Below are 15,496 nucleotides of genomic sequence, written 5' to 3' on the forward strand. Positions count from 1 at the left end.
ATTGTTATAAAAAATATTTAAAAAAAATTAGATAGATAAAGAATCTAAAAAATTTTAATAAAAAATTTATAACAATCGTGATATAACAATTGTTATGATATTAAATTATTGCTAATTTATAATATATAAATATTGTTATTACAAAATGTAAGAAAAAGATTTATTTTATAACAAACGAACAAAAAAATGATTAAAAAATTAACAAATAATTAAATAATATAAATATTAATTAAAAAATTTTTAAAAATAAATTATCATAGATATTTTTCTTATTAATTTTTTAATTTATAAAAAAAGCTTAAAGATAAGAAATAAGTAAAAAATAAAAAAATAAAAACTAAATAAACAAAAAAAACAATAAAAAATGAAAATAAAAAAAAGATAAAAACTAAATAAACAAAAAAAACAATAAAAAATGAAAATAAAAATTAATTAATAAGTTTCATAATGAATTCTGCTTTCATCATATTTATCCATAAATTTATTTTCATAACCTTCAGCAGGATAACCTAATGTTATAATACAAAATGGTTTAATATTTTCATTATTTATACCAATTACATTTGCTATATCTTGCATTTTATCCTCAAAAGGAGCTACTCCATTCCATAAACCACCAAGATTTAAATTAACAGCTTCAAGTAACATATTTTCTGCTGCTGCACTCATATCTTGTTGCCATGACTGTTTATAAAATGATCTTTCAATATTTGCAATGAGTATTATTGCAAGAGGTGCACCTTTAACTCTAGGTTTTATTTCTCCTAATTTTTTAAGAGTATCTTTATTTTTAATAACTAAAAATTCCCAAGGTTCTGCATTTAATCTACTACCTGGTGCTTGCATTGCAGCATGTAATATTTTATCAATTTTTTCATCTTCTACTTCTTTATCCTGATATTGTCTTATACTACGTCTTGTTTTAATAACTGTTTCAAAATCAACCATTATTATCACCTAGTAAATTATTATAAAAATAATATAATTTTGGTTTTATTAAAATCAATTTAAGAGAAAATTTATTTTAAAATTTAAAATAAACAAATTTTAAAAAACTAAATTTTGAATAAATAATCTAAGAAGATTATAATTTTAATAAAATCAACTATTATATAAGATAATATATATTAATATATTTAAATGTTTAGATTTAATTTATTGTATAAAAATAAGTCTAAAATGTAATCTAAATAAAAAAAATAATTTTAAAATTAAAAAATATAAATAAAAAGTAAAAACTAAATATTCAAATATTTTATTAATTAAAAAAAAGAAAATAAATATATTATAAAATAATTTATAAGAAATTATTTTAAAATAATGCTTATTTTTAAAATAAATATTATCAAAAAATTAATGGTGATTTAATGGAAAATTTTAGCAAATGGTTTCATAATATCTTAGATACAGCAGATATTATAGATTCTAGATATCCAATTAAAGGTATGTGTGTTTGGAGACCTTATGGATTTCAAATAAGAAAAAATTATTATAATTATGTTACAAAATTACTTGATAAAGAACATGATGAAACACTATTTCCTCTTTTAATTCCAGAAAGTGAACTTGCAAAAGAAGGATTACATGTAAAAGGATTTGAAGATGAAGTATATTGGGTAACTCATGGTGGTAAAAAAGAATTAAATGAACAATTAGCTCTCAGACCTACAAGTGAAACTGCAATTTACCCAATGTTTTCATTATGGATTAGATCACATATAAACCTTCCAATTAAAATATATCAAAAAGTAAACACATTTAGATATGAAACAAAACATACAAGACCTATGATTAGAGTTCGTGAAATTACAAGTTTCATTGAAGCACATACTGCACATGCTACAAAAGAAGAGTCAGATAAACAAGTAAAAACAGGTATTGAAATTTATAAAGAAATCTTTGATAATCTTGCAATACCATACTTAATTAGTAATAGACCAGTATGGGATAAATTCCCAGGTGCAGATTACACAATAGCATTTGATACTATTTTCCCTGATGGAAAAACACTACAAATTGGTACAGTACATAATTTAGGTCAAACATTTGCAAAAACCTTTGATATTACTTTTGAAAATAAAGAAGGAACTCATGATTATGTATACCAAACATGTTATGGAATTTCAGATCGTGTAATTGCATCTGCAATTGCAATACATGGAGATGAAAAAGGACTTGTTCTTCCACCAACTGTAGCACCTACACAAGTAGTAATTGTTCCTATATTATTTAAAAAAGGTGCAGAAGAAGTTATTGCTAAATGTAATGAGATTAAAGAAACTCTTGAAGAATTAAATATCCGTGTAAAAATAGATGATAGAGACATTCGTCCAGGTAAAAAATTCTTTGACATTGAACAAAAAGGTAGTCCATTAAGAATAGAACTTGGACCAAGAGATTTAAAAGAAAATAAAGTTGTTATTGTAAGAAGAGATAATGGTGAAAAATCAGAACTTACAATAGATGATAATTTAGCAGATAATATTAAAGAAGAACTTGAAACAATACATAATGACTTATACAAAAAAGCATGGGATAAATTTAATGATTCTGTAAAATTTGTAGAAGACGAAAAAGAGTTAAAACCTACAGCAGATGATGGAAACATCACTAAATTTTATTGGTGTGGAGATACTGAATGTGGAAAAGCAATTGAAAAAGAAACAGATATGGATGTACTTGGTTCATGTGAAGAACTTGATGATGATACAGAAGCTGTTTGTATTCACTGTGGTAAAAAAGCAAAACACATAAGTTCAATTGCAAAAACATATTAAATAAATTTTAATGAAGTGTTACAATGGATGAAATATATGCAATAATACCAGTAAGTAAATTTTCAAATGGAAAAACAAGATTATCACCATTTTTAAATTTAGAAGAAAGAGAAAATCTCTTAAAAGCTATGCTTAAAGATGTTACAAGTGCTCTAAAAGATTGTGTTGATGATATTTATATAATAAGTTCAGATGCAGAAGTACTTGATTATGCTAAAAATCTTGATTTAAAAACAATAACTGAAAAAGAGACTGATGAAGATAATAATTTAAACAATGCATTAACACAAGCAATGGATGAATTAAAAGATAAAGTTAAAAGAGTTATAATCCTACCTTCAGATGTTCCTCTTATTGGTAAAACAAATATTAGTATGTTACTTGAACAAACTAAATTTATGAAGTTTGTAATAGTACCTTCAAAAGGTGGAGGAACAAATGCATTAATTATACAACCATCAAGTATTGAAATGAAATTTGGTGATTTTAGTTTCATAAAACATGTTAAACAAGCAGATAAACACAATTTCACACCAATGATTCATGATTCTTTCTTTATGGCAATGGATGTTAATACAAAAGAAGATCTTGGAGAAATTTTAATCCATGGAGATGGAACAGAAACTAAAGAATATCTTAGATCTTTAGGAATTAGTGTTAAATCAGTTCATGGTCCAGAAAGACTTGAAGTTGAAAGGAAAAAAGAAAATTAAAAATTTTCTTTAAACTTTTTTTATAAAATTACTAAAAACTATTTTATTTTTAAATTAGAACTATAAATTTAAATAATTTAAACTTAACTCTTGAAAAAACTATTTTTTGTGATTAAAATGATTGGACTTACAATTGCTGGACTTGATCCTTCAGGTGGAGCAGGGGTACTTACAGATATTAAAACATTTAGTGCTTTAGGAATACATGGAACTTGTGTTATTACAAATTTAACTGCACAAAATCCAGATAAAGTATATGGAATAAAAGAAATAGATACAGATTTTATATCATTACAATTTGATTCCTTACTTAATGAATACCCAATTAAATATGGAAAAACTGGAATGTTATATTCTAAGGATATTGTTAAATTAGTAAGTGAAAAGATAGTTGAAAATGAACTTAATATTATAATAGATCCTGTAATGATAGCAAGTTCTGGTAGTAATTTATCAGATAATAATTATAGTAAATATTTAAAAAAATATTTAATTCCAAATGGAATACTAGTATGTCCTAATGTTAATGAAGCTGAAAAATTATCTGGAATTAAAATTAATAATCTTGAAGATGGAATAAAAGCTGCAGAAAAAATAGGTAAAAAATCAAATATTATAATTACAGGTGGACACTTAAATGGAAAAAGTATTCTATATGATGGAGATATCAAAATATACAATCAAGAACTAATAAAAACAGATAATACTCATGGTTCTGGATGTACATTTTCTGCTGCAGTATGCGGATATCTTATAAAAAATCATGATTTAAGAAAATCCATTGAAAAATCTAATGAATATGTATATAATAGTATTAAATATGGTAGATACAAAACATTAAATCCATTATATAAATTAAACAATAAATAATATTAATAATTTTAAAAAACATTTAATAATATTAATAAAATTTTTAATTTAAACAATTAAAAGAGATGTTTATTTATGTTTTTTTAATTATAAAAGATATTAAAAAATAAAAAAACTTATTAAATTACTAATTTTTTAAAAAAATTCTTAAATTAAAATTAAAAAAAAACCATTTATATTATTAAAAATATGATTTTTTTATCTAAAAAACTAGAAAATATAAAAAAATAAAAAAAAAAATAAAAATTTATAAATATTCTGAAATTTTATCCTGAATTTTTAATAATTCTGGATCATTTCTTTTTCTTGGACGAGGAACATCAACTTCAATAATATCTTTAATTTCTCCACCAGTTCTACCCATAACAACTATTTCATCTGCTAAATAAGTAGCTTCTGAAACATCATGAGTTACAAAAATAATAGTATTATATTTACCAACTGCAGTTAATAATTTATCTTGTAAATCATGTTTAGTTAACATATCCAAAGCAGAAAATGGTTCATCCATAAGTACAGTTTTAGGATGGTTAATTAAAGTCCTAATAAGAGCTACTCTTTGTTTCATACCACCAGATAATTGATATGGATATAAATCTTTAGCACTCTCTAATTCAACACCTTTAAGATATGCTTCAACTCTTTGTTTAGATTTTTCCTCATCATCACCTTTAACTCTTAAAGGAAACATTACATTATCAAATACAGTCATCCATGGAAAAAGAGAATATTGTTGAAAAATAAAACCTCTATTAGTTGAAGGTCCAGTAATAGGTTTACCATCATCAAGAATTTCTCCAGAACTTGGACTATCTAGTCCTCCAATTAGTCTAAGTAATGTTGTTTTTCCACAACCAGAATGACCAAGTAAACAAACAAATTTTTTATCTTCAAAAGTAATGTTTAAATTATCTAAAACTGTTTTTTCTTCATTATCATTGTTTTTAAAAGTTTTAGTTAAATTTTTTACTTCAATTGTCAAATTAAATCCCCATTAATATTAATTTATAATAAAAAATTAAATAAATTATTTAATTAAATTAAAATAATAATTAAACCATTAAATTTTAATTAAAATGATTTAAATTATTAAATTTAATTAAAAATAAATTTAGATTAATAATTTACCAAAATATTTTATCTTGTAATTTTCCAAAGACTGTATCAAATACAATTCCAATAATTCCAATAACTAACATACCAACTACAGTTGTACCTGGATCAAATAAGTTACTTGCTGTTAAAATCATATAACCTAAACCAGTACTTGAACCAATCATTTCTGCAGAAATAGTACACATTAATGCAATACTTACACCTACTTTAAGTCCAGATATAATATATGGAACAGATGAAGGTAAAATAATTTTTCTTAATATAGTACTATTACTTGCACCTAATGTTTCTGCAGATTCTATTAAAATTTTTGGAGTTCTTTTTACACCATCTATTGTATAAACAAGAAGTGGGAAAACACAACCCATAAATATAATAAATATAGCAGAATTTAATCCAATTCCAAACCATAAAATTGAAAATGGAATCCAAGCAATAGGAGGAATAGGTCTTAAAATACTTATCATTAAAGAAGTAAACCTATCTAAAGTTTCAGAATATCCAAAACATATACCTAAAGGAATAGCTATAACAGCAGCAAGACCAATACCTAAGAAAACTTTAATCAAAGTACTTATAGTATTATTAACTAAACGACCATTAATACAAATTGTATAAGCAGATTGACAAACTGATACAGGACTTGGTAATATATAGTTAGGTAATAATGCTAAACCATCAGTTATTAAATACCATACAAAAAGAACAATTAATGGTAATATTAATGGTAATCCATATTTTTTAAAATTCAAATAAATCACTTGATAATTACAATTTTTAAATTCAATAAATTCAACATATATAATTAAATAAATATTTTTAAAGATAAATATACTTAAAAATAACAATAAATAATTATATCAAGATATAATTTAATTTTAATTAAAATTAAAACTTAATTAAATTAAATTATACTTTATAATACTAAAAGATACTTTTAAAGAATAATAAGTAATTTACTATAAATTATTTAAACTTATTATTACTAAAAAAACACTTGTTATATAAAATTATATTAAAATAATATATAAAAATAACCTTTTTTTTAATTAAAAAACAATAATATTAATAAAAAATTTTTAAAAAGAAGTATTTAACTTATTCTTATAATAAATAAATAAATTTCTTAATTAAAAATTTAAATTAATAAAATAATTTTAAGTTTAATAAAATAAAAATTGTTTTTACTGTTTTAAAACTTATTTTATTTAAAAATTAAATTTTTAAACTAATAATTTTTAAAATTAAAAATAAATACTCTTTAAAATAGCTTTTAACGAATTTTTAATATAATAAATTCAAATGATAATATTAAAAACACTAATTTTTAAAATAAACTTTCTTAAATTTAATTTTAAAATATAAATACTCTTTAAATTTTTATAAAAATAGAATTTCAAATTAAAAATATAAAATTATTTAGAATTATAAAAAATTATAATCTAAATAATTTTATTAAAACCTAAAGATAAATCTTAAACAACTTATTGTGGTTTGTAGAATATTTTATCTTCAGGAATACTTTGTTTTAATACACCTAATTTAACCTCAGTATTCATGAAATCAGTAACAGATTTTTTATATGAATCATTTAATCCTGAGACGAAATTAATATTACTTAAGACTTTACCTTCAAGAGTTGCATTTGGTACTATGTCACTAGGTAATAATTTAGCAGCATCATTAGGATGTTCATTAATATATTTAGTTGCATTTTCATGAATAGCTAAAATTGATTTTAATTCTTTAGGATGTTCTTTAATAAATTTATCACTAGCTACAACTACACAACATGGATGATCTGGTAATATTTTAGATGAATTTTCTAATAATTTACCATAACCAGCATTAGTTGCAATAGAAGCATATGGTTCATAAGTTACAATTGCATCTACTTTACCAGTTTTAAGAGCATCATTCATTTGAGCAACTTTCATAGATGAAGGATTTACTTCAGAAATATTAATATTTTCTTGGTTAAGAGCATATTCTAAAAGCATGTATTGAATAGATGCTTCACCAGGAGTTGCTACTTTTTTACCTTTTAAGTCAGCAACACTAGTAATTGTTGAATTATTAGCTACTAAAATACCACTACCTTCCATTTGTGCACCAGAAACAATTTTTATAGGTACACCTTTAGCAATAGAAGATAAAGCAGGAGTTACACCAACATAACCAATATCAATATCACCACTAGCCATAGCAGTCATTAAATCTCCACCATTGTTAAATTGTGAGGTTTCTACATTGATTCCTTGTGCTTCATATAATTTTTGAGATTGTGCTACAAATAAAGCAGAATCATGATCTGAAGGTAAGTATCCTATTTTTACAGTGGTTTCACCAGGATGTGCAAAGTATACATAACCTCCAATTAAAGCAATAATTATAACAATTGCTATAATTATTCCTGCGGTTTTCTTCTCCATTAAATCACCTTTTATTTTTGAAAAAAAATTAAAATATTTTAAATAATCAAATTATAAAAAATAAAAAAATTACACTGATTATTATGATTATTAAAATATAATATTAAGTTTTTAAACATAATATATAAACGTTGTTATAAAATAAAAAATGTAAAACTATTATTACAAAAAATAAAAATTAAAGATTAAATCTTTAAGAAAAATATATAAAATAATAAAAATTAAGTATTATATAAAAAAAATATTAACTTTAAAATAATAAATTAAAAAATAAAAATATAAACTAAAAAACGATAAAATAGATTAAAATAAAATATTAAAACTTATTTTTTAAAAATAAATAAAATTAACCTGATTTTAGAAAAAAATAGAATATAAACATTAAAATGAAATAATAAAAAAACTAATAAAAGTTAATATTAAATTATAAAAAAGTATTATTTCAATAGACTAACATAATAAAAAAATATGAAAATTAAAATAAAAATATTGAACTTATTAAAATAAATATAAAAATATAACAATTGTTAAATTTTAAAAATATTAAAATAAAAAAAATAAAGATATAATAAAAGAAAGAAGAGTAAATTAAATTAAAAATTAATTAAAATAAAATTAGATATAAGAAAAAAGAAGTCAAAAAACCAGTTAATCTATTTTATCACAAAATTCTGGATTATTTAATAATTTTTTCTCAAAAAGATGTTTAAGTCTTGAGATACACTGACGAGAATAACCAGTTTCTTCAGATAATTGAGTAATTGTTTTATCATCCATATTAAATAAGACATACAACATCATACCCATAGGAATTCTACTTTTATGAAAAATAGTTCCAGTAAAATCATTAAAATTAGATTTACAATTTTTACAAGAATATCTTCTAACTCTACCTTGTTGACCTCTATTTACAATATCATAAGATTTACATTGAGGACAATATACACCATTAACCCATCTAAGACTTCTAAAAAAAGCCATAGCTATCTTATCATCAGGTGTTTTAATTTCAGTATTCTTAGAATCATTCATAATAATAAATATATAATAAATAAAATATAAATTTTTTGAAAGAATTTAAATAAAAAATATAAAGTTTTAAAAAGAATTAAAAAGCATATAACTTATAAAAAAAGTTTATTTTATATAAAAAATGAGTTTATTAAAATTCTAGTTTTTTATAAAAAAATTAATACTTGAAAATTAAAATTAAAAAAATACTCAAAAAATAGAAAAGATTTCAAAAAAAACTAAAAAAAACTAAAAATCACACAAAAATAGAAAAGATTTCAAAAAACTAAAAAAATAAAAATTATAGATAAAAAATGAATTATAATAATTCATCTCTTAAATCAATTGTTTCTTTTAAATCAGGTCCAGTAGAAATAATAGTTACAGGTACACCAGTAGCAGTTTGAATTTTATTAATAAATTCTTTAGCATCAGCAGGTAAAAGTGAATAATCAGTAATACCAGCACAATCATATAATTTATCAACACAAGTTAATGCAATTTGGGTTGTACCATTAATTCTACAAGATTCTTTAGCAAGGTCATAATCGAATAAACCTACTCTTCTACGTCTACCAGTTACAACACCATACTCTTCAATACCTTTTTCAGCAGCTTCTTCCTGAGAAATTTCTGTAGGGAAAGGTCCTTCACCAACACGAGTAATATAAGATTTAAATACGCTTATTACTTCATCTACTTTAGTTGGTCCTACACCTACATCTGCAGCAAATGTACTAGCACAAGTATCTTTACTAGTTACAAATGGATAAGTACCATAATATAAAGATAAAGCAAAACCTTGAGAACCTTCAATAAATACATCATTACCTTCATCAATTGTATCATTAACTTTTAAAGAAACATCAGTAATATACTCTTCTAATTCAGGAATATCTTTTGCTAAATCTGCAATTCTTAAAACCCTATCAGAATTTGCAGGTCCGCAACCTGATCCAGTACTACCAATTTTATTAGATAAATAATCAGAGTGTTTATCTCTTTCACGGTGTTCTGGTTTAATAATAGCACAACGACCATCAATTAAAGTTCTACTTTTAACATCGTATTTTTTTAAATAATCAAATTCATGGAAAAGTACTTCAGGATCAACTAAAACTCCTGCACCAACAAGAAGCTCAGAATCAGTATTTACAAATCCAGAAGGAATAAGTCTTAAACCATATTTTTCGCCATTAAATTCAACAGAATGTCCCGCATTAGGACCAACACCAGCACGAGCAATGATGGAAGGATTATCATTCTTACAGAAGTAGGTAATACATTTACCTTTACCTTCGTCTCCCCATGCACCACCAGTTAAAATACTACAAGTCATTTAAAATCTCCTAAATAAATATAATAAATAGTCTTAAAAATTTTGTAAAAAAACCCTTTTTTTCACATAAACTATAAATTTAAAAAATGTTTTTATAGACCATTACAATATTAATAATTTAATATTAATAAAGTTTTAGAAAAAATTAAAAATATTTATGAAAAATTAAAAAAATTAAAATTAAAAAATAAATAAAAAATTATGAAAAATTAAAAAAAGAATTAAAAAATAAGTCTGTTGAAATAATATTTTACTATAAGAATTTAAACCACATTAATACTTAAAAATTAAATTTAAAAGTTTTATTTTAAAAAATTAGAATGATTTAAAAAAGTCAAATAAAATCAAAATTTAAATTTACTAAATAATTTAAAACCTTTATTAATTTCAATTGGATTTAATTCACAAAGAGCATCATAACTATATTCATCTTTAGTACCTTTATTTATCCAATATGAAAGATAATATCTTGACCATTTATTTGATAAAAACAAAATATCATTATCTGTTAATTCTTCAAGGCCCATATAAATATTTAATGAATTTCCACCAACACATACACCAATACCATTAGATAAAAAAGACATTATAAAATCAGGTGAATCATTATTAAAATTATCTAAGAAAATCATTTCATTTTTAAACTTAGTAAATTTAGAATTAATAAATGACATATCCTGAAACTTAAACATGCCTTTATCTAAATTCCTATTAAATTCCATTAAAAAATCATTTCTATCTTTTTTAGTAAGATTTAAAAAATCAAGGTCCTTTTTATCATTATAAAAAATAGAAAAAAGAGAATTATCAGAAAAACGGATAGAAATCTTAGAATCTTTTTTTGAATCATCATGAATATTAAATAACTCAACAGATGAGAAATCTAAATAAATAGTATCACCAGAAACTTCTAATGAAACCCATTTACCTGCCTCAGAGATAACATCTTCTAATATTAAATAAGATTTATTATTCATAAATATCAATTCAAATTATTTTCTATAAAAAATTATTAAAAAATATTTAATAAATTTATAATTTCAATATTATTAATATAAAAAATCACAATTCAAAACAAACTAACATCCAATAAAAATACTAATTCAACCAAATAATATAAAAAATCACAATTCAAAACAAACTAACATCCAATAAAAATACTAATTCAACCAAATAATAAAAATATAAATAGTAAACGAAAGATTAAAATTCAAAATAATGATTAATTAGTGTTAAATTGAGTAAACACGTCATAAGCTCCTTCCATGAAATAATTATCATTATCAAATATTTTAATCCAATTAAAATCATTAATAATAATTGGATTTTCAGGATTATTATCCCAATCTAAATTAAATCCAAATGATTCTAAAGTTTTAATAATCATATTAGCTAATTTATTAGAAACTTTTTTATCACCATGAAAATCCCCAAAATAAATACTTAAGTAATTATCATCTAAAACCGTTTCAATATCAAATAATGTATAAAATACAAAACCTATTGGTTTATAATTATTGTTTATTAAATGAGTATATACCTCAATAGAATCATGTATACCTTCTTCAGGATCATAACCACAGTTATGAATTGAAACAATACCTTGTTTAGATAAACTATTAAAAACTTTTTTTAAATTATTAAAATCAGAACTATTTGATTTAGTACTATTATGTTTTGTATAAATATTCTCTATAATATTAGATACAACATCTAAATCAATATTATAATCAATAAATTCATCATCAATAGTCTCTAAGATTTCTTCTATATCATAAAAACCAGTTTTTACAAGAAAATCAATTTCATAATTTAATTCTTCTTTTAAATCATCACTCATAAAATCACAATAAATCTATAATTAAATATTATATATAATTATTAATTATATAAATTTGATTCTAGAGTTTAGATAAATAGTACTTTAAAAAATTGACTCTTAAAAACTTATTTTATTTTTAAACTAAAATTAGATTATATTATTAATTTATTGATTTTAAGAAAGTCTAAAAAATATTAATTAAATAAAAAGGAAAAAATAAGATACAAATATAATTCATATTCTTATAAATACAAAATATAAAAAACAAAGATAGTTAAAATAAAAAAAGAAAAAGATTATTCATTAGGTTTAAATGTTTTAATAAGATTTACATTACCTCTTTTAGAATATCCAATCATTATTTTATCTTCACCAATGATTGCAACTTGAAAATTATCTTCATCATAAACATTTGTAGGATAACCTTTAAGTGCTGCATAACCTTCAAATGCGATTTTACCATTTACATCATAATTTTTTTGGAAATTATAATAAATGAATTCAAATCTATCTATAGTATTATTTTCAGGAATATCCTCAGAATTAATAGTTACAAAGAATGCAAAGTTTCCAATTTCTGCAACATAATATGCACTATCATCAAATAAAGAAATAACAGTCATAAGTAAAAAGTGTGCTTCTTCAATATCTGCATTAAACATTGGAGTTGTAAATTGAGGAATATTATATTCTTCACCAAATTCTTTAATTTTTTTAGCTTCATCAATTAATTCAAGCGGAAAACCAATTTCACTATTATCCCATGCCCATGAAAATTTATTATCATCAAGAGATAAGTAAGCAATTAATTGAATAGAAAAACTTAAATCTTCACCAAAAGATAATATACCATTTTCAATATCTAAATTTCCTTTTTTTTCTCCAATCAAATCAGATAAATTTTCTTGCTTATCTAAAGCATAAGCACCATATTTTGTAAATATTGATTGTAAATCATCTTCAGCGGTAATTTCTAATGGTAAATTAAACATAATCATTCTCCTTAATAATTGTATAAAAAAATAAAATAAGAATATAATTTAAATATTATATAAATTTAAATTTAAAAAAAATTAAATAAAATCAAATCTAAAAAAGATTAAAATATTTGTTTTTTAAATTTGATTAAAAAATTTTAAATCTTAAAAGGACAATTTTGAAATTCTATCCATAGCTTCTTTTGTGTTTTCATAAGTATTAAATGCAGTAAGTCTAAAGTATCCTTCACCAGAAGGTCCGAATCCTGCACCAGGAGTACCTACAATATTTGCTTCATTTAATAATAAATCAAAGAATTCCCAAGAAGGCATATCATTTGGAGTTTTTACCCAAATATATGGTGAATTAATTCCACTAGTAACACTTAATCCAATATTAGATAAAGATTCACGAATAAGTTTAGCATTCCTAAGATAATAATCAATATTAGATTGGATTTCTTTTTGACCTTCTTCAGTATAAATAGCTTCTGCAGCTCTTTGAACAGGATATGATACTCCATTAAATTTAGTAGATTGTCTTCTATCCCATAAAGCATTTACAGAATGTTTATTACCTTCATTATCTTGAATTTTAAGGTCTTTAGGAACTACACAATAAGCACAACGAGCTCCTGTGAAACCTGCTGTTTTTGAAAAACTTCTAAATTCAATAGCTACTTCTTTAGCTCCTTCAATTTCATAGATACTGTGAGGTATATTATCTTCAGTAATAAATTTTTCATAAGCTGCATCAAATAAAATTAAAACATTATTTTCTTTTGCATATTTAACAAATTTAGCAAGTTGATCTTTAGTTAAAGTTGAACCAGTTGGGTTATTAGGATAACATAAATAAATAATATCAAAATCTTCATCAGGAATAGAAGGTTCAAAATTATTTTCTTCAGTACATGGAAGATATACTAATCCTTCATATTTACCATCATCTTGCATTTCACCAGTTCTTCCTGCCATAACATTTGTATCAACATAAACAGTATATACTGGATCAGTTACTGCAATAATGTTATCATTTGAAAATAATTCCTGAATGTTTCCAGTATCACATTTAGCTCCATCACTAATAAATATTTCATCAACATCTAAAGAAACACCTAAAGGTTCATAATCACCTTTAATAATAGCTTCACGTAAAAATTCATAACCATGTTCTGGACCATATCCACGAAATGTTTCAGAATCACCCATTTCATCAACTGCATCTTTAAATGCTTTGATTACTGTTTTTGGTAATGGTTTTGTTACATCCCCAATACCCATTGCAATAAGATCAATATCTGGATTTTCTTCCTCAAATTTTGCAACTCTATTTGCTACTTCAGCAAAAAGATAATTACTTTTTAATAAAAGATAATTCTCATTTACTTTAACAACCATTTTATTCCTCGATAAAATTTAAATTAAATTAAAAAGATTATTTTAAAATAATATTTTTAAAAATAATATGTAAGATTTACACTAATAAAATATTAGGTTTTATAAATATATAAATTAAATGGAAATTTATAATTAAATATTCTTATTAATAATAAATTAAAATTATAATATTTAATAAATAATATATATTAATAATAATAAAAATTATTATGATTAATTAATTAATCTTTAAAAAAGAAAGTTGAGGATAACATGCCATTTAAAACAATATTAATACTGATTAACATTGCTATTATATGTATAATAGCATGCATAATCGTTAAATTGTATTATAGAGATGAAGAAAAAGGAAGAAAATTAGAAACCCATGAAATTGAAAGTAGTTTAAAAGGACATAACCAAATGCCTTTATTTAAAGAAGAACATCATAAAAAAGATAGCAGAAACAAAATTAATAATACAATATCATCTACTAAAAATAAAATATTCAAAACCAAACAAGTAAAAGAAAATAATGATAATCTTAATAAAGAGATTGAAGAACTAACAATTACAAGACCAAAAACTACAACAACACCAAGTAAAGAAGAAAATAACAAAATAATACAAACAACAAATACAAATGGAACCATATTAAAAGAAAAACCAAAAAACAATAATAAACCAAATGGAAAACCAATTAGTATAAATGTTAAAAACAGTCCAGAAATAAAACCAAAAGTAGTAAATGCTAAAACTCAAGAAGAAATAGCAAAAGATAAATTGAAAACTACAGCAACAAAACCAAAAGTAAGTAAAGAAGAAATTGAAAAAATTGAAGAAAAACCAGTTAAAGCTGCACACAAAGAGATAGTAGAACCAGAAAAAGATGAAATAAAAGAAAAAATAGAACCAAAAGAAGAAACTAAAGTAAAATTCATAAAACCAAAACAAAAAGCACACATAACTCCAAAATTAAGAACAGAACCTAAAATAAAACCAGAACCAACAACACAAAAAATAAAAGAAGAAAAACCAGAACCAACAGAAATAAAAACA

The 15,496-nt window shown here is 22.4% G+C and carries 14 protein-coding genes; 4 read left to right on the plus strand and 10 right to left on the minus strand.

Features of this window, described 5'->3' with window-relative positions; all coding sequences use genetic code 11:
• Window positions 1–432 precede the first annotated feature (432 nt).
• Window positions 433–948, minus strand: a complete 516-nt coding sequence (locus T523_RS05505; RefSeq protein ID WP_042707924.1) for a nitroreductase family protein — start codon at window positions 946–948, stop codon at window positions 433–435.
• Between the two features lie 419 nt (window positions 949–1,367).
• Between T523_RS05505 and proS the strand changes: the two genes are divergently transcribed.
• From proS to thiD, 3 genes are all read left to right on the plus strand, one after another.
• Window positions 1,368–2,777, plus strand: coding sequence for a proline--tRNA ligase (gene proS / locus T523_RS05510; protein ID WP_042707925.1), 1,410 nt, complete (start codon window positions 1,368–1,370; stop codon window positions 2,775–2,777).
• Between the two features lie 23 nt (window positions 2,778–2,800).
• A complete protein-coding gene (gene cofC / locus T523_RS05515) occupies window positions 2,801–3,490 on the plus strand; it encodes a 2-phospho-L-lactate guanylyltransferase (protein WP_042707926.1) in 690 nt (229 codons plus the stop codon).
• Window positions 3,491–3,607: 117 nt separating this feature from the next.
• Window positions 3,608–4,360 carry a bifunctional hydroxymethylpyrimidine kinase/phosphomethylpyrimidine kinase gene (thiD, locus tag T523_RS05520; RefSeq protein WP_042707927.1) on the plus strand — a complete coding sequence of 251 codons (753 nt, stop codon included), beginning with the start codon at window positions 3,608–3,610 and terminating at the stop codon, window positions 4,358–4,360.
• Window positions 4,361–4,607: 247 nt separating this feature from the next.
• Here the strand turns inward: thiD and T523_RS05525 are convergent, their stop codons facing one another.
• From T523_RS05525 to T523_RS05565, 9 genes are all read right to left on the minus strand, one after another.
• Complete coding sequence (locus T523_RS05525; protein ID WP_042707928.1) at window positions 4,608–5,342, minus strand: ABC transporter ATP-binding protein; 735 nt, start codon at window positions 5,340–5,342, stop codon at window positions 4,608–4,610.
• Window positions 5,343–5,484: 142 nt separating this feature from the next.
• Entirely contained in the window at window positions 5,485–6,228 is a 744-nt protein-coding gene (locus tag T523_RS05530) for an ABC transporter permease (RefSeq protein WP_042707929.1), read from the minus strand.
• A 732-nt stretch (window positions 6,229–6,960) separates the two neighbouring features.
• On the minus strand, window positions 6,961–7,908 hold the full coding sequence (locus T523_RS05535) for an ABC transporter substrate-binding protein (RefSeq protein ID WP_042707930.1): 948 nt from the start codon (window positions 7,906–7,908) through the stop codon (window positions 6,961–6,963).
• Window positions 7,909–8,556: 648 nt separating this feature from the next.
• Complete coding sequence (locus tag T523_RS05540) at window positions 8,557–8,940, minus strand: transposase (protein WP_042707931.1); 384 nt, start codon at window positions 8,938–8,940, stop codon at window positions 8,557–8,559.
• A 298-nt stretch (window positions 8,941–9,238) separates the two neighbouring features.
• Window positions 9,239–10,258 (minus strand): adenylosuccinate synthetase, encoded by a 1,020-nt coding sequence (locus T523_RS05545; protein ID WP_042707932.1) that lies wholly within the window; start codon window positions 10,256–10,258, stop codon window positions 9,239–9,241.
• Window positions 10,259–10,602: 344 nt separating this feature from the next.
• A complete protein-coding gene (locus T523_RS05550) occupies window positions 10,603–11,235 on the minus strand; it encodes a hypothetical protein (protein WP_042707933.1) in 633 nt (210 codons plus the stop codon).
• A 245-nt stretch (window positions 11,236–11,480) separates the two neighbouring features.
• Window positions 11,481–12,098, minus strand: a complete 618-nt coding sequence (locus T523_RS05555) for a DUF6891 domain-containing protein (protein ID WP_042707934.1) — start codon at window positions 12,096–12,098, stop codon at window positions 11,481–11,483.
• 278 nt (window positions 12,099–12,376) lie between these two features.
• Window positions 12,377–13,072 carry a DUF6882 domain-containing protein gene (locus T523_RS05560; protein WP_052334655.1) on the minus strand — a complete coding sequence of 232 codons (696 nt, stop codon included), beginning with the start codon at window positions 13,070–13,072 and terminating at the stop codon, window positions 12,377–12,379.
• Window positions 13,073–13,222: 150 nt separating this feature from the next.
• Entirely contained in the window at window positions 13,223–14,458 is a 1,236-nt protein-coding gene (locus T523_RS05565; RefSeq protein ID WP_042707936.1) for an LL-diaminopimelate aminotransferase, read from the minus strand.
• Between the two features lie 324 nt (window positions 14,459–14,782).
• Here T523_RS05565 and T523_RS09170 point away from each other — a divergent pair.
• The coding region (locus tag T523_RS09170; protein WP_198016031.1) for a hypothetical protein at window positions 14,783–15,496 on the plus strand (714 nt) is incomplete at its 3' end.

The organism is Methanobrevibacter wolinii SH (genome assembly GCF_000621965.1).
Lineage (GTDB): Archaea > Methanobacteriota > Methanobacteria > Methanobacteriales > Methanobacteriaceae > Methanarmilla > Methanarmilla wolinii.

Coding starts and splice junctions, on each gene's coding strand:
- T523_RS05505 (WP_042707924.1), bottom strand. CDS start 948: ATGGTTGATTTTGAAACAGTTATTAAAACAAGACGTAGTATAAGACAA.
- proS (WP_042707925.1), top strand. CDS start 1,368: ATGGAAAATTTTAGCAAATGGTTTCATAATATCTTAGATACAGCAGAT.
- cofC (WP_042707926.1), top strand. CDS start 2,801: ATGGATGAAATATATGCAATAATACCAGTAAGTAAATTTTCAAATGGA.
- thiD (WP_042707927.1), top strand. CDS start 3,608: ATGATTGGACTTACAATTGCTGGACTTGATCCTTCAGGTGGAGCAGGG.
- T523_RS05535 (WP_042707930.1), bottom strand. CDS start 7,908: ATGGAGAAGAAAACCGCAGGAATAATTATAGCAATTGTTATAATTATT.
- T523_RS05540 (WP_042707931.1), bottom strand. CDS start 8,940: ATGAATGATTCTAAGAATACTGAAATTAAAACACCTGATGATAAGATA.
- T523_RS05545 (WP_042707932.1), bottom strand. CDS start 10,258: ATGACTTGTAGTATTTTAACTGGTGGTGCATGGGGAGACGAAGGTAAA.
- T523_RS05550 (WP_042707933.1), bottom strand. CDS start 11,235: ATGAATAATAAATCTTATTTAATATTAGAAGATGTTATCTCTGAGGCA.
- T523_RS05555 (WP_042707934.1), bottom strand. CDS start 12,098: ATGAGTGATGATTTAAAAGAAGAATTAAATTATGAAATTGATTTTCTT.
- T523_RS05560 (WP_052334655.1), bottom strand. CDS start 13,072: ATGTTTAATTTACCATTAGAAATTACCGCTGAAGATGATTTACAATCA.
- T523_RS05565 (WP_042707936.1), bottom strand. CDS start 14,458: ATGGTTGTTAAAGTAAATGAGAATTATCTTTTATTAAAAAGTAATTAT.